Origin of the sequence: Cohnella sp. AR92 (assembly GCF_003990975.1) — a bacterium.
Lineage (GTDB): Bacteria > Bacillota > Bacilli > Paenibacillales > Paenibacillaceae > Cohnella.
In genome coordinates this window covers 82,244-102,419 of sequence record NZ_RZJR01000011.1, presented here as the reverse complement: position 1 = coordinate 102,419, position 20,176 = coordinate 82,244, and the positions used below count along the sequence as shown (strand labels likewise).

The window sequence follows — 20,176 nt, the reverse complement described above, 5'->3', positions numbered from 1 at the left end:
CTAATTTTTAATTAATTGCATAAAATAAACTAACAAAAAAAAGAGAGATCGTTTAGATCCCTCTTCCTCGATCTTTTATTATCCACGACTTCGGATCAGACCGGTGCAGCGGACTCTACTCTCTCTCCTCCGCCAAAGGCAAATAAATGATGAATTCGGTCCCTTCTCCCGGGGTACTCTTCACTTCTATCATTCCCCCATGGTTGCGAATGATCCGATAGCTTACCGATAATCCTAAGCCGGTGCCTTCTTCTTTGGTCGTGAAGAACGGATCGAACAGCCTGCTTAACGTCGAACGATCCATTCCCTTGCCGTTGTCCCGGATCCGGATGACCGCGTAACGACCTTCCTTGCGCGAAGAAAGCTCGATTAGCCCCTTGCGGTTATCCCCCGCGGCTTGGATGGCGTCGATCGCATTCTTAACCATGTTGAGGAGAACCTGCTTGATCTGCTTCACGTCGATCGCGATCATGATCTCTTCGTCGAAAATTTCCGTCTGCATCTCGCAGCCCTTCATGTGAGCTTCGCTCTGGGTCAGGAGATTCGTTTCTTTCAGCAGTTCCGCTACGGTGAGCTTCTTCTTCATCGGAGCCGACGGCTTGGAGGAATTCAGAAACTCGTAAATGATCTCGTTGGCGCGATCGATCTCGGAGAGAATAATGCGAACGTATTCCTGCTTGCCTATGGATTCCAGATAGGGCTTCAATAATTGAATGAACCCCCGAATGGAAGTGAGAGGATTGCGTATCTCGTGGGCGATAGAAGCCGCAATCTTCCCCAGCATCGCCAGTTTATCATTCTGGAAGGCGGTTTGCTCGATCTGCTTGTATTCCGACACGTCCTTCACGCTGACGAGATAATCCCCTTCCAGCTCTTCGATCCGGGAGACGCTGATAAGCATGATTCTTCCGTTCTCATCTTCGAATTCGCGGTGGTAACGGCGATAATAAGCGAATTCCTTGTACATGCGCAGGAAAATAAGCCGGAGCGAACGGCGAAGCGCGGGGTGATACAACAGCTGCCGGAACGATTGGCCGATCAGCGAGCGCCTGGGCATCTGCAGCAGCCTGGCCATCTGCACGTTCAAGAAACGCAGATGCCCGTCGGAACCGAACAGGGCAACTCCGGTATCCATGTGCTGCAGAACGGTCTCGAACTTGCTGGGCGGCCCGTGCTCGATCGGAATGGAATCGATGACGGCCTCTTTTAACCGATCCGAGTCCCGATCCTCGACCGTCGCAGCCCCTTCGGACTGCTTCAGGGCGGAGATCACTTCCATTAGAAACAAAAGAGACCGGTGCATAATCGACATCCGGTCTTCATCTTCGGCGTTGGAGAGCAGCATCCTGACGCTGTCCTCGTGATACTTCAACATATCCTCGGTGGAGGTGTTCTGCAGCCAAGTTTGAAGTTCCGCCATTTTTCTATCGTTTGCTTCTTCATTCCCCATAACGAAAGCTACAAGAGTGGCGAAGTAGCGAGTCTCCCAACGGTACATAAGAGAACCCCTTCCGGAATGTTAGATGAAGGGCGTTTATGCAAAATTTCACATCTATCATAGACGCGACAAGATCGCCCTGTCAATGAGAGATCTTGTCGATTCAAGGCGGGTATATCGCTTGTTGTCGGAGAAGCCTGCCGCTTGTCGTTTTACCGGTCCCTGTCGCCGCTTGTCCGGCCGTTCAGTCGATCGCCGCCCTCGCGATCTTCGCGGCCGGACTCCTTGTCTTCCTTCTCCTTGTCGTCCTTCTTGCCGTTCTTCCCGTTGTCGTCCTTGCCGCCATCCTCTTGTCCCCAACGATTGCCATGGGAGGATGAATCTTGGCCGTTTCCGCTGTTGTTGCCGTTGTTCCTGCCGTTGCCGTCGTAGCTGGCATTGCCGTTCTTGTTGGCATTGGCGTTCTTATTCGAATCGCCGTTGTTGCCGTTGTTGGCATGGCTATTGTTCTGGGCATGGCCGCTTCCGATAGGTTTCCGTCCGTCCTCGAGTTTGGCCTTCCCCGAGTCCTTCGAGGAGGCCGGGCCAGCGGACGCGCCCGGAGCGGATTTGGCCGGGGTTGCCGTCTTATCGTCGTCGGAATCGGGATTATGCTTGGAGCCGCTCGCATGAGGCTGCCCCGCCCTATTCGCTTCGTCCTTCTTCTGCTGCTTGGCTTTCTTGATCTTGTCTTCCTTGGCCTTCGCCTTGGCGACAAGCTCTTTCCATTCTTCGTCGGATTGCTTCTTATCCTTCGCTTCCGCATCCTTCAGCACCTCGTGGACGCCGCCCCAAGAGGAGGAGATCTTATTCATCGACTCCTTCTGCAGCTTCTGCAGAGGGACGCGGTGTCCCTGGCTCTCGGCCTTAAGCCAGAATGCCATCTTGCCCGCGGAGACTCCCTTGGCGTTCGCTTCCTCGCGAACCTCCTTGGGCACCGAGACCGTCGTCACAACCGGAGCCGACGCTTCCGCCGTTCCCGAAGACGCCTCTTCGGAGGAGGCTCCCGCTTCCTCGATGGATTGCTTCATCATGGAAGAGACCTCTCCCTCCCAACTCGCGTCGACCTTGCCGACCGGAACGGTCGTCAGGACGACTTCGGTATCCTCGCCATCGAGCAGGTGCAGCGAAGCGAGCTTATCGACAAGCTGGTCCGTCACTTTCTTCAGCGACTTGCCCTTATAGTCGATGCCTTCAATGATCGGGACGGCATCCGGATTGACGGCGCGAAGCTTCTGAACGCGTTCCTTGCCGTCGATGCCGAGCTCTACGCTCGGATTCACGTCCATCGTCACGTACGCCACGACGGACGGCGTATGCAGCCACATTCCCCCGAACAGCAGGAGGCACAGCAAGGCCGCGGTTCCCGCTCCCGCCATCCAGCGAGTACGCCTCCGGCTCGCCGTTCGGGGGAGGGAGCGTCCTTCCTCGGACTCCAATTCGATCTCGTCTCCGACTTGGTAATGCTGCTCTCGCGGAACCCTTACGAAGCGCCCTCCCGGAGCAAGGACGACCGCGCGTTTTCCTTCGATCGACATGACAATCGCCTTGCTCATATCCGTTCCTCCTTCATGTCCGCGGGTGCTCCGGCTATGTATTGTTGAAGCAGGGGATACGTTCCCGCTGCGATCAATGCAATCGTGATCAAGTATTTGCGATGCCGCTCCAGCGTCTTGCGCGATACGTTCTCCAGTTCGCCCAGCTCCTTCAATGGGAGTTTCTTTTTATCCTTAAGCAGAGCAAGAAGAGGCGCCCGATTGGCCAGCCGCCAGCCGATCTCCAGCAGAGCGTCTCTGGAGTCCTGGTGCTTCGGGGACTGCTCGCTTAGCTCGAAGAAAGAAATGCCGTAAGGCTCAAGCTCTTCCGTCAGCGCCCGGATCTCGTCCCTTCGATCCTGCGCCACCTGCTCTCTGGAGTATACCGATATCGCTTCTCTCGCTTCGATCTTGCTTAACACGGATCCTTCGTCTTCCGAATCCGATTGAAGCGAGCTATAGGGAACCGAGCTGAGATGACGCTGTTCCTTGCGGGCGTAATCGATCAGCCGGCGGTTCATCACTTGAGCGGCGAAGCCGATGAAGCGGCTTCCCGCCTCGGGCGAGTAGCGCGTGATCGCTTCGTCAAAGGCTAATAAGGCGACACTAAACTCATCGTCGCGATCCGGATCGATGTACCGCTTGCTGAAGCGGCTCGCCGTCGTTACGATGAAGGGTCGATATTGTTTAATCAGATCGTTGCGCAGCTCCTCACGGCCTTGCTGAATCGCTTCGACCGTCTCCTCCGGATTGAGTGCCTCCGTCTCGGGAACGGCCGCCGTGCTGCCACGTCCTGTCCATTTTCTCCACAATAAGAGAAGCAAGCGCTCACCCCACGTTAATAACATTCGCAGCTCTTCCATCGTTTAGGGGGTAGAAGCAAAAAAAGCCATCTCTGCGCCGTTGCCCCATATCCCTTCCGTCCGGACCGCGTCGACGCATGCGCATCGCTTATCAGGTCAGATGGTCGGGTATCCGGATTCCAACGCAGAGATGGCGTTCGTTCCGCAGCATATCCTCCAGGACGCCCTTCAGAAGGCGCCTCCGGTCATCCGCTTCGTCTTCAGCTTGTGCTTCCTCTGAGCCAGCACGCCGAGTCTCCGCTTCAGCTGCTGCTCCCACTCCGAATCCTTCAATTGCTTCGAGAAGGATAGAAGATCGAGAGCCATATCGATCTGACTTTGGACGATGTGCATCGGGTCCTCGTCTTCATTGTTCACGCAGTTCTCGTGCAGGGCTTTGTCCGATTCGTCAACGTAATCGTGGAAGTCGACTTCGGACGCGCCGTCTCCATGGGCGTACTCGGCCAGAATCTCGTACTCGTTCTCCACCAGGTAATGGACTTCCACCCGGTGGCACACCGGACAGAACAGGATGGGCACATTATGGATCCGTGTCCGGTAATGCTTCAATGTTCCTTTGGTTCCGATCATGCTTGCGCCGCAGCAGAAACTCATCGTCTTCCCTCCTTAGAACCTTACGTCACGCTATCGCCAATGCGTTATTCACTATATTCTCTTCGATCCGTTCGAATTCCTGCCGCTTGCTTTATTCCCCTCTAGCATTGATTTTGACGCATTTTGACGAAAAAAGCAAAGACGCATGCGGAAACATGCGCCTATTGCCAATGATTCGATAGACTGGAACAAAGAGGATTAACGAGCCATGGCGGCAACGATCAGATCGCCCATCGCCGTCGTTCCGATCGCCTTGCTCTTATCCACGGCGATGTCTCCGGTGCGGTGACCCGCGTCCAGAACTTCCTTCACCGCGCGCTCGATCACGTCGCCGGCTTCTTGGTAGCCGAACGTCAGCTTGAACATGAGTGCGACCGACAGGATCGTCGCGATCGGGTTCGCGATGCCTTGGCCCGCGATGTCCGGCGCCGAGCCGTGAACCGGCTCGTACAGGCCGAAGCTGCCTTCACCGAGCGATGCCGACGACAGCATGCCGATCGAACCGGTCAGCATGGCGGCTTCGTCGCTCAGGATATCGCCGAACATGTTCTCCGTCACGATGACGTCGAAGCTCGAAGGACGGCGAAGCAGCTGCATCGCGCAGTTGTCGACGAGCACGTGCTCCAGCTCGACGTCCGGATATTCCGGAGCGATGCGGATAACCGTCTCGCGCCACAGGCGGGACGTCTCGAGAACGTTCGCCTTGTCGACCGAAGCCAGACGCTTGCTGCGGGTCTGGGCGATCTCGAACGCTTGGCGCACGATGCGCTCTACTTCTACGACGTTGTAGACGCAAGTGTCCACGGCTTCTTGGCCGTTCGCGCCTTCGCGGCGGAACTTGTCGCCGAAGTAGATGCCGCCCGTCAGCTCGCGGACGACGATCAGGTCCGTGCCTTCCAGCACTTCAGGCTTCAGCGTGGATGCATCCTTCAGGCAATCGAATACGACAGCCGGACGGATGTTGGAGAACAGGCCGAGCGCCTTGCGGATTCCGAGCAGCCCCGTCTCCGGACGAAGCTCCTTCGGATTGCTGTCCCACTTCGGGCCGCCGACCGCGCCGAGAAGCACGGCATCCGCGTTCTTGCAGATCTCAAGCGTCTCTTGCGGAAGCGGCGTGCCCTTCTCGTCGATGGCGATTCCGCCGAACAAGCCGTGCTCAAGCTCGAACTTGTAGCCGAACAGCTCCTCGGTCTTTCTCAGAACTTTGATGGCTTCTCCTACGACTTCCGGTCCGATTCCGTCGCCGGCGATGACGGCGATCTTCTTCACTTCTGACATGGTATAAATTCACTCCCGTTTGCGTTTGTCCGAGCAAAAACGACTTGAGCGGCAATAGAAGCCAAAGAAGTTTTTGCGTCGGTATCTGATGGGAGTAAGGACTTTCCCCCCATACCCCATCTGATAGTCCAATTAGTGTCCTATAACAGTTGTAGCATACTTGGGGGTGTAGGCAAAATAGATAAAAGCTATTTGCTTCATAGGTGGAGACTATAGAGGGGGATACGGGGATACGGGGATAAGCGTCTATCGCTTCTCCGCCGCTTGAACCAGGCTCTTCCCGATTTTCAACATCTCTTCCCTGGTAACCGTGTTGTCCGCGTAGATGGAATAAAAAGTGTTGGAGGTCTCGTCATACCAGCCAAGCGAATTGGAAGACGCCCCTCCTTGACCGTTATCTCGAACGTAAATGGCTTGCTGAGTGTTACTCAGAGTTACCGTTTCTGATCGATCCGCCCCCCGCTGCGAGAACGTTGATTTGGCCTCTCCATTCTCCGCTCCAGTCGTCGCAAGAAGCGAAAGCTTGGCATTCTGCTTGCTGAATACGAGCTTGGAATTCAAGATCTTCTTCCATTGGACGATCTCCATAAACAGCACTTCGTTATTCTTGGCGTTCTGTGCCGCCGTCAGGAGACGCCCCCGTATCTTCTCGAATTCTCCTCCTGCCTCTCCCCGCAAGGGCGGTCTCGGTGTCAGTTCGCCTCTCTCGAACGAATAGCCCTCCGGCAGATAGCTTGGCACGGTCAAATAAGGAGCCTTCGTCTTCTTCATCTTCTCCTCATAGTCTCCGTACACATCGTACTCCAGCTTCGACTCAAAATCGATCTGTTCCATCGCGGCATACGCGCTGACCTTGTCGTCCTTGACGTAATACGCCGCCATCTCGTCCTGTTTCAGCTTGTCATGCACCCGGTTTCGATACTCGAGTATCCTCTCGCTTATCTTGTTCGGCAATGTGTATCCGGAAGCTGGGACCGTCTCGAATACGACTTTGCCCTTTGAATCCTTCAGCTTCGCGTACTCCGTTGCGGCGTAGCCCACCACTGATCCGAACAGCAGGATGCTTCCCGTTGCCGCCAATACCGCCGCCTTCGTCAGGCGTCGAGGAGGAACAGTCCTTCGCTGGCCCCTATTCATTGCCCGCACTCTGTCCATTACAGCGTCCACGATGTCGATCTCGCGGAACGGTTCCGTTTTGCCCAAGGTCGCCCTCAGCTTCTCGTCTGCATTAAAGTGTCCTGCTGTGCGCTCCATATTCCAACCTCCCTTTCTTCTACCAACATCGTTCTCAGCTTGCGTTTGGCTCGTCCGATCCGTTTTTTTACCGCTTCCGGGTTCTTGCCCACGATGGCCGCGATCTCTTGGCTTGTCCTCTCTTCGAGAATGTTAAGAATGAGCAGACTTCGCTCTGAAGCCGACAATCGACCCAGCGCAGCTTCTATGTTCGGGCTTAACGTTCGATTGTCCACGATCGTCTCCGGTCCCGGAGTTTGTTCTTCTCGTTTCAACAAACTCTGGAGCTTCAAGTGAAGCTTGCGCCTGCGAAGAAGGTTCAGGCAGTGGTGGTAAGCGATGCTGTAAAGCCAAGAGGAGAAGCTCCCCGTTGGCTTGTACCGTCCGATGGACTGATAAGCCTTGACGAAGATGTCTTGAGCCGCGTCCTCTCCCTCCGAATCGCTCCCCAACAGCCTGCTGCAGTAAATGTAGATGGGTCGTTGGAATTGCCGGACGATGTGCCCGTACTCCTCCGCGTTGCCGTTCCTCACGGCTTCTATCGCTGCTTGAATCGACAGTTGTTCCGTGTGCGATCACCTCTCTTGCGTCTTTGTTCTATATAACACATGAATGGGGTTAAGCAGGGACTTTCCTCGGAGAATAATTCAAAAGAAGGCGGATAGCGGGGAGGCTTGCGGGTGATGCGGGGTTCTGGGTGAGCTGATGCGGGGTGTTAGCTAGTTGCAATACTTTGTAATATTTTCTGGCCGGGGGGTGACGCCAATGCAGGGTACTGGGTGCACTACTTTTTTGGTTACTGGAGTTAACGAGCTAATGTGAGCCAATGTTGGCCAAACGGTGCCCTAATAATGAAAATAGCCGGCAGGACAACAGCCTGCCGGCGAACTTACAACCAATCTTACCCCTTCACCAGAACGCTCTGAAGAGCCCGGTCGAGGCGCTTCATGCCTTCGATCGTCGTCTCGGTGTCGTTGTAGGTGAAGTTCATGCGCAGCGTGTTGAGCTCGGGCTCCTCCGCGAAGAAGGAGACGCCCGGAACGAACGCCGCGCCTTCCGCGACCGCGATCTTGAGCAGAGCTCCCGAATCGATGCCCTCGGGAAGATGCAGCCAGATGAACATGCCGCCCTTCGGCTCCTCCCAAGTGACGCCCGGCCAAGCATATTGCTCAAGCAAGGAGATCAGCAGGTTCTTGCGCTCTTCGTATTCCTTGCGCACGAATTCGATGTGCGCGTCCAGGTCGAAGTGCTCCAGGAGCTGATGCAGCGTCTGCTGGTCGAGCGAGCTCGACTGCAGGTCGGCCGCCTGCTTCGCGCGAGCCATGCCCGCGATAATCCCCGGATCGGCGAGCACCCAGCCGGTACGAAGCCCCGGAGCGACCGTCTTGGAGAACGTGCTCGTGTACACCACGCAAGAGCCTTGCGGATGCTTGTCGAGCGAGAACAGCGAACGGTACTCCACGGATGCGTCGCCGAACTTGAGCTCTCCGTACGGGTCGTCTTCCAGAATGAGCGTATTGTGGCGGTGGCACAGCTCCAATACGCCGCGGCGGCGTTCCTCGCTCCAAGCCCTGCCGGCCGGGTTCGAGAACGTCGGAATGACGTAGATCATCTTCGGATTGTACTGCTTCAGCTTCGCTTCCAGATCCGCCAGATCGAGGCCGTCCTTGTCTCCGTTAACGGAGATCGGAACCGCGCCGTACGAACGGAAGACCTGCAGAGCGGACAGGTACGTCGGACGCTCGACCAGGATGATGTCGCCCGGATCGATATAGATGCGGGTGAGCAGGTCGATCGCTTGCTGCGATCCCGTCGTGATCAGCATGTCGTCCGGCGTAACGCGGACATGCTTCTTCTCCATACGGCGGCAGAGCGCCTGCCGAAGCGGCAGGTAGCCTTCCGTCAAGCCGTATTGAAGCGCTTTGGTGCCTTGCTCCATGACGCGCGCGAACGCATCCGAGATCGCTTGCACCGGGAAGTGTTCCTCCGCGGGCAGGCCGCCTGCGAACGAGAGAATCGAATCGCCTTGCGTCAGCTTCAGGATCTCGCGAACGGCAGACGAAGAGAAAGTCCCGAGACGTTCGGAATATCGATAATTCATAGAGAGTTCCCCATTTCTTTGCAGCGAGGGCCGATATGGCCTCTGCTTCCTATATTGCCGTCGTCCATGGGGCGGCGGAGCTTATCTTCCTATTAGATCAATGTGACGTTGTCACGGTCGCGGCGGCTGCGTCTCGGAGCGTTCTTCTTGTCGATCAGGCGGTTCAGCGCATCCACGTAAGCGCGGGCGCTGGCTTCGAGAATGTCGGTGCTCACGCCGCGGCCTTGCGCGCTCTCGTCGCCTTGCTTCAGCACGACGTGAACGTCGCCGAGCGCGTCCGTGCCGTCGGTTACCGACTTGATCGTGTAATCGTCAAGAACGACTTCTTCCTTGGACAGCGCGTCGATCGCGCGGTAGACCGCATCGATCGAACCGTTGCCTTCCGAAGTGGTCGTCTGCACGCCCTGAGGCGTCTTCAAGCGAACGGTCGCGCTAGGAGTCGCGTGGCTGTCGAACGAGACGACGAGCTGCTCGAGCGCGAACACCTCCGGAGTCTCGACCATCTTCTCTTCCAGCATCGCGATAATATCCTCGTTGCTGACGTCCTTCTTGCGGTCGGCCAGGTCCTTGAACTTGCCGAATGCCGCATTGATCTGGTCCTCGGTAAGGTCGTCGAAGCCGAGATCGACGAGCTTCTCGCGGAACGCATGGCGTCCGGAGTGCTTGCCGAGCACGAGCTTGCTGTCCTTCAGGCCGATCGTGTCCGGCGAGATGATCTCGTACGTCGTCTTCTCCTTCAGCATGCCGTCCTGGTGAATGCCGGATTCGTGGGCGAAGGCGTTCGCCCCGACGATCGCTTTGTTGCCAGGAACGGGCATGCCGGTCAGCTTGCTGACCAGACGGCTGGTCTTCGCGATCTCCTTAAGGTTCAGCGTCGTGTGGGCTTGGAAGAAGTCGGCGCGGGTTGCCAGGGCGAGAGCGACTTCTTCGAGAGCCGTATTGCCGGCGCGTTCCCCGATTCCATTGATCGTGCCTTCCACTTGGTCGGCGCCGTTCAGAATCGCAGCCAGCGAGTTCGCGGTCGCCATTCCGAGGTCGTCGTGGCAGTGCGCGGACAGCTGGATTCGCTCGATACCCGGTACCGTTTCTTTAAGCGTCTTGAAAATATTGCCGAATTCCTGAGGATTGAGGTAGCCGACCGTATCCGGAATGTTGACGACCGAGACGCCTTCGCGTACGGCCAATTCCGTGACTTGGCACAGGAAGTCCAGCTCCGTGCGTCCGGCATCCTCGGCGGAGAACTCGACGCGGGAGAAGTACTTCTTCGCGTAGCGGATCGCGCGTTCCGCCGTTTCCAGCACCTGCTCCTTCTCCATGCGAAGCTTGTGCTTGCGGTGAATAGGAGAAGTGGCGAGGAAAATGTGAATCGCCGGATCGGCCGCGCCCTTCAGCGCTTCCTTCACGGCATCGATGTCCTTCTCGACCGAGCGGGCCAGCCCCATGACGGAGGCGTTCTTGACCGCGCGGGCTACCGCGTTGACGGCGGCCAGGTCGCCCGGAGAGGCGGCCGGGAAGCCGGCTTCCATCCGGTCGACGCCGAGCTTCTCCAGCTGGAGAGCGATTTCAACTTTCTCTTGGGTATTCAGGTTAACGCCGGGAGATTGCTCTCCGTCACGCAGGGTCGTGTCGAAAATATAAATTTTCCTCATGGCAGGGGTTTACCCGCACCTCCTGAAGCTGACAGTTTAATACTTGAATTATAGCACACATGAAGCAGAGTCTTGGATATAACAAAGGCTGTCCTAGGAGCAGAGCCTGCCCCCGGGACAGCCGGTGCCTTCAAGCTATCTTATTTCTTGATCCAGTGCATCAGGCCGCGGAGCTGGCCGCCGACCACTTCGATCGGATGCTCGGCTTCGTTGCGGCGGGTAGCCGTCAGGAACGCGCGTCCGGATTGGTTCTCGAGGATGAAGTCGCGAGCGAACTTGCCTTGTTGGATGTCGGACAGAACAGCCTTCATCGCCTTCTTCGTCTCGTCCGTTACGATGCGAGGTCCGGTGACGTAGTCGCCGTACTCAGCCGTGTTGGAGATCGAATTGCGCATGGAAGCGAGGCCGCCTTCGTACATCAGGTCGACGATCAGCTTCAGCTCGTGCAAGCACTCGAAGTAAGCCATCTCAGGAGCGTAGCCTGCTTCAACCAGAGTCTCGAAGCCAGCTTTGACGAGGGCGCTAGCGCCGCCGCAAAGTACGGCTTGCTCGCCGAACAGGTCGGTTTCGGTTTCTTCGCGGAAGGAAGTCTCGATAACCCCTGCGCGGGTACAGCCGATGCCCTTGGCATAAGCCATGCCGATCTCGAATGCCTTGCCGGTTCCGTTCTGGTGAACGGCGATCAGTCCCGGTACGCCGAAGCCTTCGACATACGTGCGGCGAACCATGTGGCCCGGGGACTTCGGAGCTACGAGCAGAACGTCAGCGTCTGCCGGAGCAACGATCTGTCCGAAGTGAACGTTGAAGCCGTGGGAGAACATGAGAGCAGCGCCCTTCTTGAGGTTAGGCTCGATCTCGTTCTTGTAGACCGCAGCTTGCGTCTCGTCCGGCATAAGGATTTGAACGACATCCGCTTTGCGGGTAGCGTCGGCGACGTTCAGAACTTCGAAGCCGTCGTTGCGAGCCGCTTCGGCAGATTTGCCTTCGCGAAGGCCGATGATAACGGAAAGTCCGCTGTCACGCAGGTTTTGAGCTTGAGCATGGCCTTGGCTGCCGTAGCCGATGACCGCGATTGTCTTGCCTTTCAGGGCGCCGAGATCGGCGTCTTTCTCATGGAATAACTTGACTGCCATTGGATGTGTTCCTCCTTAATAGATAGAGCAATATTGGCAACCCTCATGGAACGGGCGTTCCAAGAGAGAAGAGCAGGACAAGCCAGGTTCGCAGCCTGCCGCTCCTCTCCTCGAACACCCGCTCCAGCGGGCAGCGTTCGGAAAATAATGCCTACTTGATGCGAAGCGCTAAAGCGTCTGGATAAACTTTAGTTTAGCGGGCCCCGCGAATCATCGCGGTGACGCCGGTACGGGACAGCTCGCGAATGCCGTATGGCTTCAGCAGCTCGATCATGGCGTCCAGCTTGTCCGAATCCCCGACCACCTGAACGATCAGGCTGTTCGGGCTGATGTCGACGACGGCCGCGCGGAAGGTCTCGACGACGCCGAGAATCTCCGGACGGGAAGAGGGCTCGGCGTTGACCTTGATCAGGCCAAGCTCTCTTCCGACCATCGGGCTAGATCCGATGTCGATGACTTTGATGACGTCAATGATCTTGTAGAGCTGCTTCTGTATCTGTTCTAAAGTATGGTCGTCTCCGGTGGTTACGATAACCATCCGGGACAGGCCGGGCTCTTCGGAGGCTCCAACCGTAATGCTCTCGATGTTGAAGCCTCTGCGTCCGAACAGCCCAGACACCCGTTGCAGAACGCCCGGCTGGTCGTTCACGAGAATGGCAATGGTATGTTTGCGGTTCATTCGGAATCCCCCATGAGCATTTGATCGATGGTGCTGCCTTGCGTAACCATCGGGTAGACGTTCTCTTCCTTGCGTACGACGAATTCGACGAGAGCAGGCCCTGGATGATTAAGCGCCTCTTCCCAAGCGCGGCGAGCTTCTTCCTTGTTCGTTGCGCGGAACGACTTGACGCCGTAAGCTTCGCCCAGCTTCACGAAGTCCGGGCTGCCGGCCAGATCGATGTGGCTGTAACGATTCTCGTGAATCAGCTCCTGCCATTGGCGAACCATGCCGAGTACCTGGTTGTTCAGGATCGCGACCTTGACCGGGATGTTGTTGATCGCGCAGATCGCGAGCTCTTGGGCGCACATCTGCATGCCGCCATCGCCGTTGATCGAGACGACCGTGCGGTCCGGGTTGCCCATCTGAGCTCCGATCGCGGACGGGAAGCCGAAGCCCATCGTTCCCAGGCCGCCGGAGGTAACCAGCGAACGAGGCTTATTGAACGGATAGTACTGCGCGGCCCACATCTGGTGCTGTCCGACGTCCGTCGTGACGATCGCGTCGCCGTTCGTCGTGTCGTGAATCAGCTCGACGACCCATTGCGGCTTCAATTCCGTCTCGGAATCGATGTACTTGAACGGCTTGCTTGCCTTCCATTCCGCAATCTGGCCGCGCCATGCGTCCGCATGTTCGGTCTTCTTCACCAGCGTGTTGGCCAGCTGCAGAACGGCCTTCACGTCGCCGACGATCGGAATGTCCGTCGGCACGTTCTTGCCGATCTCCGCCGGATCGATGTCGATGTGGACGATCTTCGCCTTCGGTGCGAAGCCCGAGAGTTTGCCCGTTACGCGGTCGTCGAAGCGAGCGCCGATATTGATCAGAAGGTCCGCGTTCTGGATCGCCGTGTTCGCCGTCCAGGTGCCGTGCATGCCCGGGAAGCCCATATGAAGCTCATGGCCGGTCGGGAATGCGCCGAGTCCGAGCAGAGTCGTCGTAATCGGAATTTGCGTCTTCGTGACGAATTCGTAAAGTTCTTCGTGCGCTCCCGAGTAAACCGCTCCGCCGCCTACGAGCAGAACCGGGCGCTCGGACTTCTCGATGGCGCGGATCATCTTGTCGACTTGGTTGCGATTCGGGTTGACCGTCGGATGGTAACCGCGAAGATCGATCTCGTTCGAGGGCTGGAACAAGGCTTTGGCTGCGGAGACATCCTTCGGGATGTCGATAAGCACCGGTCCCTTGCGGCCCGTATTCGCGATATGGAACGCTTCGTGAATGACGCGAGGCAGCTCCTTGACGTCGCGAACCATGTAGCTGTGCTTCGTGATCGGCATCGTGATGCCGACGATGTCGGCTTCTTGGAACGCGTCCGTGCCGATCAGCGAGGAGATGACGTTGCCGGTGATGACGACGAGCGGCACCGAGTCCATATAGGCGGTTGCGATACCCGTTACCAGGTTGGTCGCTCCCGGACCCGAAGTGGCGATGCAGACGCCGACTTTGCCCGTGCTGCGGGCATAGCCGTCTGCCGCGTGAATGGCCCCCTGCTCGTGGCGGGTGAGCAAGTGGTTAAAATCGCTGAAGCCATACATGGCGTCGTAAATATAAAGAACCGCCCCGCCCGGATAACCGAAGACGCAATCCACACCCTCCAACAACAGGCTGCGCAGAAGCATTTCCGATCCCGATATGACCTCCGGTTTGCTCCACTTCTCAATCAATTCTTCTTTGGATTTCAGCGTGGCACTTTGTGCGCTCATCCGTCATCCTCCTTCCGGAATGTAAAATGTTAAGGTTGTCGTTTACGATCGTAAAAAAACCAAAAAGCCTTCCATCCCGAACATCAGTCTCGATGTTCTGGGACGAAAGGCTGTTCCTTCCGCGGTACCACCCGGATTCACCGTGCACCTCGCGGTGACGGTCTCATAAAGTATGGCTGCAAGCTTGAGCGCTCAAGAGGCAATCGCATACCTTAGGCACGTTAACGAGCGCCAATCCGTTTCACCCTACAATGCCGATTCCGGCGGTTCAGGCGAACAGCTCCAAGGAGACCCAGCGTACAGGGATTAAGGCATCGGTCTCAGCATATCCGACGCTCTCTGAGCTCAAGAGCCCTCTCGCTTCTTCCTTATCATTGCTGTTGAATGTTCGGTTGAATAAGCTTAATTATATGCTTCCCCATCGCATTCGTCAATACAACCGAGCTAATTCTTATTGGGAATCCCCGCACGTCTCCATTTCTCCAACAGAGACATCGGCCATTCGTGGAGAGCAACCGCGAGGACGTATACATACCATATAGCAATCCGCCGCCCTGTCCCCGCATCGATCTCTCCTGGAGGTGACATCATGATTCGCTGGAAGCAGCCCCGGGATATCAAAGGAATCGTCAAGCTCGTCCGCACCCAACTGGTGCCGAAATCGCCGTGGCAGCATCCTCGCGACGGCAGGCTGCACAGCGAGATTGTCGATCGCCTTAGAAAAGGCGCCACGCTTGTCGCTTCTCGCAGCCGAAGCGAAGAGCCGTTCGGATTCCTCCATCTGATCGTTCAGGACAAAGTCCTGTTCATCGATCTTCTTGCCGTCGATCCGACCCATCAGAATCGCAGATGGGGCACGGAGCTGATGAGCCGCGCGGAAGAGTACGGACGCAAGAAAGGCTGCATCAAGAGTATCCTCTATGTCGACAAGGACAACGCCAAAGCCCAGCGCTTCTACTCCAAGCTAGGCTACTCGAACGCGCAATACGTGGAAGCCCTGGTCTGCTATCGAATGGAGAAGAAGCTCGATATCGATCCGGGCTGGATCTGGCATTTCGCCATTGGCAACGAGGAGAACCAGCTTCAAGAAACTCGCGGGAACAGGTCCTTCCGTGAATCGCACAAGTCCGGTTACGGCAACGGACCGAGCGCGGCCGGCGACGACTGGCTTTATCGCCCCCTTTAACAAATTAGCCTCCAGGCCCGAGGCGCGCTAGCGCGCCTTCGAAGCTTGGAGGCTATTCGTTTAATCATGGAGCTGTCGGAAGGAGATTACCACCAGCCGCCATAGAAGCCGTCATATCCATAGCCGTACCCTCCACCGTAGTAGCCGCCATATGCGAAAGGAGCCGTGCCGATGGCGAGAAGATCGAATAGCGCGAGCGGAAGGATCGCTTTCGTCTGGACCTTCTTGCCTTTGGATGCTTTCGGTGCTTCAAGGATCAGCTGATCGCCGCTAACCCGAACCAGCTTGCCGCTGACGACGCTGCCGTCCTTCAGCTTCGCATAGATCGATTTGCCAACCAGCTTAGAGACCTGATCGCGAGAAACTCGTGACATTTTCCCCCTCCTCCCCTCACGGAGCGCCACTCTTGATGGCCGCTGAAGGCCTCGAGAGTCCGTCCCCGTTGTCCTATAACATATGAAGCCGTTCGAGCCGCCGACTGCACCCTTGTCCGTGGCATTCAAAAGGGGCTAGGGCCGCAAAATCGCATTCGGAAATGCAAAAAGCCGCCTTCTTCCGCATACGGAAAAAGACGGCCTTCGATGACTAACGCGAATTACGCGTTGATCTTCTCTTTAGCAGTGCCAGCCAGCGTGTTGAACGCAGCGATGTCGTTCACAGCCAGGTCGGCCAGGATCTTGCGGTTGACTTCGATGCCGGCCAGCTTCAGGCCGTGCATCAGCTTGCTGTAGGACAGGCCGTTCTGACGAGCAGCCGCGTTGATGCGCACGATCCACAGCTTGCGGAAGTTGCGCTTCGTTTGACGACGGTCGCGGTATGCGTACGTCAGGGACTTCAGGACTTGCTCGTTAGCTTTCTTGAACAGGCGGTGTTTCGCGCCCCAGTAACCTTTGGCGAGCTTAAGAACTCGATTGCGACGGCGGCGGGTTACGAATCCGCCTTTAACTCTTGCCATTGCTCATTACCTCCCGGAATATGAATATCGCTTGCGCGATCTTGTAGTCGATTATTTCAGGTTTGCGATTTGTTGTTGCAGACGACGGTAGTCGCCTTGCGCAAGGTTCGGCTGCGAAGACAGAACGCGCTTCTGGCGGCCGGACTTGTGGGACAGCAAGTGGTTCTTGTAAGCCTTGAAACGCTTCACTTTACCCGTTCCGGTAACTTTGAAACGATCCTTCAGGCTGCTGTGGGTCTTCATCTTAGGCATCTGTTTTTCCTCCTGTCATTAGTGGCTCTTAGGAGCCAGAATCATGATCATGCTGCGGCCTTCCAGCTTCGGAACCCGCTCAACGGTGCAGATGTCTGCCACTTCGCTGGCGACGCGTTCCAGAATCTTAAGGCCGATGTTCGCGTGGGCAATCTCACGACCGCGGAAGCGAACGGAACATTTGACCTTATCGCCTTCATTCAGAAACTTCACGACGTTGCGAAATTTCGTCTGGTAGTCGTGCTCCTCGATATTCGAACGGAACCAAACTTCCTTCAGGTCGACGATCTTCTGATTCTTCCGGGCTTCCTTTTCTTTCTTCTGCGACTCGTAACGGAATTTGCCGTAGTCCATGATGCGGCATACCGGCGGCTTCGCCTGCGGCGCCACGTTCACCAGATCCATGTTCGCATCAATAGCCATCTGCATAGCTTCGCGGAACGGCTTAATGCCGAGCTGCTCGCCTTCCGGTCCGACGAGACGGACTTCCTTCGCCCGGATTTCCTCGTTGATTTGATGATCCTTGCTGATAATGTTCCACCTCCATATAGGACTGAGTTGCCTTGTTCTTCTCTTACACAAACAAACAAAAAAAATGCGAGTCGTTGAAGACCCGCATTCCGTCGCAAACGTTAGGTTGGCTCGCGAGGAATCGCTCCGTCGCTGCCGGTACGTCGGCTACGCAAAAACCAGCCGACGCTTGCCGGGCAGGTGAGAAGCGGGTGCTTCTGCTTGTGCGTGCTGATGATTAGAACAGTCACTCGATTACTATATCACGCTGCCGATAACGTGTCAACTTGCTTTGCTTATGCCGTATTCGTCCCTTCCGCGCCCATTCGCTTGCCCTGAACCTCTTCCAAGCGAAGCACCCGGGAATGCTTCGTATGGCTCCAGGTTTTGTTGTTCTGGGTGAAGAACGCCCAGACAGTCACGGGCCACCACGACAGGAAGAACACGGGGAAGGTCGCGAGCCGCAGGTAGCTTCTCCAGTTCACCTTCTCGAGCAGCATGGCCAGAGGGCATTGCAGATAGATGTACAGGGAGATCGGTACCGCGAGCCAGTTAGGCATCAATGCGTAAATCGACTGGAAGTGGGGATCTCCCGGCAGGAAAGCGTCGATCCACAAGACAGAAGTGACCAGGAAACCGATCAGAAAGTTGTACGCGTTGAAGATATACAACGCCGCGTCCAGCTTGATCCAGCTGCGTTCCTTCAAGCCTTGCCACAGCATGGACGGCAAGTATCGGCGGGCGACGTCGAAGTGGCCTTGCATCCAGCGCAGCCGCTGGCGGGAGGAAGCCGCGAAGGTTATCGGCTTCTCGTCGTATACCCTGGCGTCGAAATTGAACTTCGGATACACGTTCCGCTGGATGCAGCGGATCGTAAACTCGAGATCCTCCACCAGGCTCGTCGCTCCCCACCCCATCTCCTTGAGCAGGGCGGCGTCGAAGCACATACCCGTGCCCCCCAGGTAATTCGCCAGCCCGACGTTATGCCGAGGCAACTGCCACAGCCGGTTGCAGAACCAGTAATTAATTCCGTTGGCGGCGCTCACCCACGAATCGTGAGGATTCTTCGTGTCCAGATAGCCCTGGATGACTCGGTATCCGTTGCACAGATCCTCGTTCATGTATTCCAGGAAGTTCGTCGCCGCCAGATTGTCGGCGTCGAACATGACCACGGCATCGTAACTCCTCGGCCGCTTCCACAGCTCCTTCAGCATCCATTCGATGGCGAAGCCCTTGCCTCTCTTGCCGGGCATCGCGCGTTCGTACACATAAACGCCAGGATAGCTTCTGACGACCTCCGCCGTACGGTCGCTGCAGTTATCGCAGATCACGAATAGATCGTACAGCTCCCGCGGATACTCCTGCTTCAGCAGGTTCTCCACAAGAGCTCCGATAACCGCCTCTTCATTGTGAGCGGCCACAAGAATAGCGAATGTTTTCGTCGGCGGTCGCGTGATCTTCTCCTTCTGGCGATGCCAACCGAACAGCGACAGAACCACCTGGTAGGCGCCGATCAGGAAGAAGATCAGCTGCAGAGCGAGAAACGCTTGATTCCACATATTCAGTTTTTAACCCCCTGAACCCCTTTTTCTTCGCGGCTTCTGCCATGACCTTCGTTTTTTTGTCGTTTGAAGGTTCCCGGCGCCGCTTTCTAATTGTGTTGCCGATTAAACGGAAATAACGGTTTGTTCCTTTGCCTTACGGGAGGAGACTTGGGCTATGCAGGCAAGCAGGCCGCCGAACACTTCATCCCATGACTTCGAGCGCGCGGTGTCCAGAGCGGCTCCGGACAGCTTCTCCCGAAGCCGGGGCTCTGCGTGCAGCTCGGCTAAAGCGGCCGCGAACTCGTCCGCTTGCCCCGGCGCGCAGAGAAGGCCGTTGACTCCGTGCTTGAGCGTGTCGGGCACGGCCCCTCCGTTGGCGCCGATGACGGGAAGTCCGCACGCCATCGCTTCCAGGACGACGTTGCCGAACGTCTCGGTTGCCGAAGGAAACAGCATGACGTCCGCCGCCGCCATCCACTTCTGCAGCTCCGATTGCGGAACGGAGCCCAGGAAGCGAGCGTTGACGTTCCGCTTGGCCGCCAGAGACCGAAGGCTCGCTTCGGCGGGGCCTTCCCCCGCCAGAACAAGCTCGACGTCCGCGCCGGTAAGCGAAGCGAAGCGGGCGACGGCTTCGACGGATACCTCCGTCTGTTTCTCCGGCGCCAGCCTGCCCGCGCTTAGCACAAGGAACCTCGACGCGGGAATTCCCGCCTGCTCCAGCAAGCGATTCCGATCCGTCTCCGGATGGAAAACGGAAGTGTCGATCGCCCGGCTCCATACCTCCAGCCCGCTCCAGCCTTTCTTGCGGCATTCCTCCAGAACGGAAGGCGAAGGAACCAGAATCCGTTCGCACGGACGGTGAAACCAATACAAATATCTCCATAACAGTGTACCCATCCACTGAAGGTTGTAATACGGAAGGTATCGGACAAAGTGAGTGTGGTGAGAGGCGATAAGGGGAATTCCATGCTTCAGGGCAAGATGCCTTCCGGCCATGCCGGTTCCGAACGGGGTCGCCGCATGAATGACGGTCGGTCGGAATTTCAGCAGCTTGCGTTCAGCCGCCGGAGAGACGGGGACCGACAAGCGCAGCTCCGGGTACAGGAAGAATGGAATGCTCGCAAGCCGCTCGGCGGATCCTGGAGAGGCGGCCTCCCTTCGCGGCCTAGAGGGGGCGAACACCTGAATGGCTATCCCTTGCTTGCGCAAATACGCGGTCCACCGTTCCAGCGTCTTGGCGACGCCGTTAACCTCCGGGGTGTACGTGTCGGTGAACAGCGCGATTCGAAGCTCTTCCATACGCTCATCGCCTCCTAATCTTATCTCCATCGTAGAGGAGAGAAGTTATCGGCGTGTCACGCGAATGTCAAGCGAGTATAAGGCCGACGGTTCCGCAATGGTTCCCGGAAGGTTAACAATCCGCTGCTTTTCCGTTGATCTCCTCA

General features: G+C 56.9%; 19 protein-coding genes. 1 reads left to right on the top strand and 18 read right to left on the bottom strand.

From position 1 onward, the window contains the following. Positions 1-115 precede the first annotated feature (115 nt). From ELR57_RS19090 to ilvB, 12 genes are all read right to left on the bottom strand, one after another. The gene (locus ELR57_RS19090; protein ID WP_126960684.1) at positions 116-1,498 is read right to left on the bottom strand and encodes a two-component system sensor histidine kinase NtrB; all 1,383 of its coding nucleotides are present in this window, start codon (positions 1,496-1,498) and stop codon (positions 116-118) included. 152 nt (positions 1,499-1,650) lie between these two features. Continuing rightward, the gene (locus ELR57_RS19085) at positions 1,651-3,033 is read right to left on the bottom strand and encodes an anti-sigma factor domain-containing protein (protein ID WP_126960683.1); all 1,383 of its coding nucleotides are present in this window, start codon (positions 3,031-3,033) and stop codon (positions 1,651-1,653) included. Further along, the gene (sigI, locus tag ELR57_RS19080; protein WP_238162603.1) at positions 3,030-3,860 is read right to left on the bottom strand and encodes an RNA polymerase sigma-I factor; all 831 of its coding nucleotides are present in this window, start codon (positions 3,858-3,860) and stop codon (positions 3,030-3,032) included. The genes ELR57_RS19085 and sigI overlap by 4 nt, the downstream gene beginning before the upstream one ends. Before the next feature lie 183 nt (positions 3,861-4,043). Next, positions 4,044-4,469 carry a hypothetical protein gene (locus ELR57_RS19075; RefSeq protein ID WP_126960682.1) on the bottom strand — a complete coding sequence of 142 codons (426 nt, stop codon included), beginning with the start codon at positions 4,467-4,469 and terminating at the stop codon, positions 4,044-4,046. Between the two features lie 198 nt (positions 4,470-4,667). Then, positions 4,668-5,747, bottom strand: a complete 1,080-nt coding sequence (leuB, locus tag ELR57_RS19070; protein WP_126960681.1) for a 3-isopropylmalate dehydrogenase — start codon at positions 5,745-5,747, stop codon at positions 4,668-4,670. A gap of 246 nt (positions 5,748-5,993) precedes the next feature. Beyond that, entirely contained in the window at positions 5,994-7,001 is a 1,008-nt protein-coding gene (locus ELR57_RS19065) for a hypothetical protein (RefSeq protein ID WP_126960680.1), read from the bottom strand. Beyond that, positions 6,959-7,513, bottom strand: a complete 555-nt coding sequence (locus tag ELR57_RS19060) for an RNA polymerase sigma factor (protein WP_238162602.1) — start codon at positions 7,511-7,513, stop codon at positions 6,959-6,961. Before ELR57_RS19060 ends, ELR57_RS19065 begins: the two co-directional genes overlap by 43 nt. 368 nt (positions 7,514-7,881) lie before the next feature. Next, complete coding sequence (locus ELR57_RS19055; RefSeq protein ID WP_126960678.1) at positions 7,882-9,081, bottom strand: aminotransferase-like domain-containing protein; 1,200 nt, start codon at positions 9,079-9,081, stop codon at positions 7,882-7,884. A gap of 92 nt (positions 9,082-9,173) precedes the next feature. Beyond that, positions 9,174-10,730 carry a 2-isopropylmalate synthase gene (locus ELR57_RS19050; RefSeq protein ID WP_126960677.1) on the bottom strand — a complete coding sequence of 519 codons (1,557 nt, stop codon included), beginning with the start codon at positions 10,728-10,730 and terminating at the stop codon, positions 9,174-9,176. A gap of 140 nt (positions 10,731-10,870) precedes the next feature. After that, positions 10,871-11,863, bottom strand: a complete 993-nt coding sequence (gene ilvC / locus ELR57_RS19045) for a ketol-acid reductoisomerase (protein ID WP_126960676.1) — start codon at positions 11,861-11,863, stop codon at positions 10,871-10,873. 193 nt (positions 11,864-12,056) lie between these two features. Then, positions 12,057-12,542, bottom strand: a complete 486-nt coding sequence (ilvN, locus tag ELR57_RS19040) for an acetolactate synthase small subunit (protein ID WP_126960675.1) — start codon at positions 12,540-12,542, stop codon at positions 12,057-12,059. Beyond that, complete coding sequence (gene ilvB / locus ELR57_RS19035) at positions 12,539-14,284, bottom strand: biosynthetic-type acetolactate synthase large subunit (RefSeq protein ID WP_126960674.1); 1,746 nt, start codon at positions 14,282-14,284, stop codon at positions 12,539-12,541. The genes ilvN and ilvB overlap by 4 nt, the downstream gene beginning before the upstream one ends. Before the next feature lie 589 nt (positions 14,285-14,873). On the opposite strand from ilvB, the gene ELR57_RS19030 reads away from it, so the two are divergent. Further along, on the top strand, positions 14,874-15,470 hold the full coding sequence (locus ELR57_RS19030) for a GNAT family N-acetyltransferase (RefSeq protein ID WP_126960673.1): 597 nt from the start codon (positions 14,874-14,876) through the stop codon (positions 15,468-15,470). Between the two features lie 86 nt (positions 15,471-15,556). Here the strand turns inward: ELR57_RS19030 and ELR57_RS19025 are convergent, their stop codons facing one another. The 6 genes from ELR57_RS19025 to ELR57_RS19000 all read right to left on the bottom strand — a co-directional run bounded on the left by ELR57_RS19025 (position 15,557) and on the right by ELR57_RS19000 (position 20,030). Further along, on the bottom strand, positions 15,557-15,844 hold the full coding sequence (locus ELR57_RS19025) for a 50S ribosomal protein L33 (protein ID WP_126960672.1): 288 nt from the start codon (positions 15,842-15,844) through the stop codon (positions 15,557-15,559). A gap of 221 nt (positions 15,845-16,065) precedes the next feature. Further along, positions 16,066-16,425 (bottom strand): 50S ribosomal protein L20, encoded by a 360-nt coding sequence (gene rplT, locus ELR57_RS19020; protein WP_126960671.1) that lies wholly within the window; start codon positions 16,423-16,425, stop codon positions 16,066-16,068. Positions 16,426-16,476: 51 nt separating this feature from the next. Beyond that, on the bottom strand, positions 16,477-16,677 hold the full coding sequence (gene rpmI / locus ELR57_RS19015) for a 50S ribosomal protein L35 (RefSeq protein ID WP_126960670.1): 201 nt from the start codon (positions 16,675-16,677) through the stop codon (positions 16,477-16,479). Positions 16,678-16,695: 18 nt separating this feature from the next. Beyond that, positions 16,696-17,190: a translation initiation factor IF-3 gene (gene infC, locus ELR57_RS19010; RefSeq protein ID WP_126960816.1), complete on the bottom strand. Its 495-nt coding sequence runs from the start codon at positions 17,188-17,190 to the stop codon at positions 16,696-16,698. Positions 17,191-17,483: 293 nt separating this feature from the next. Beyond that, the gene (locus ELR57_RS19005; protein WP_126960669.1) at positions 17,484-18,746 is read right to left on the bottom strand and encodes a glycosyltransferase family 2 protein; all 1,263 of its coding nucleotides are present in this window, start codon (positions 18,744-18,746) and stop codon (positions 17,484-17,486) included. A gap of 108 nt (positions 18,747-18,854) precedes the next feature. Continuing rightward, positions 18,855-20,030 (bottom strand): glycosyltransferase family 4 protein, encoded by a 1,176-nt coding sequence (locus ELR57_RS19000; protein ID WP_126960668.1) that lies wholly within the window; start codon positions 20,028-20,030, stop codon positions 18,855-18,857. Positions 20,031-20,176: the final 146 nt, after the last annotated feature.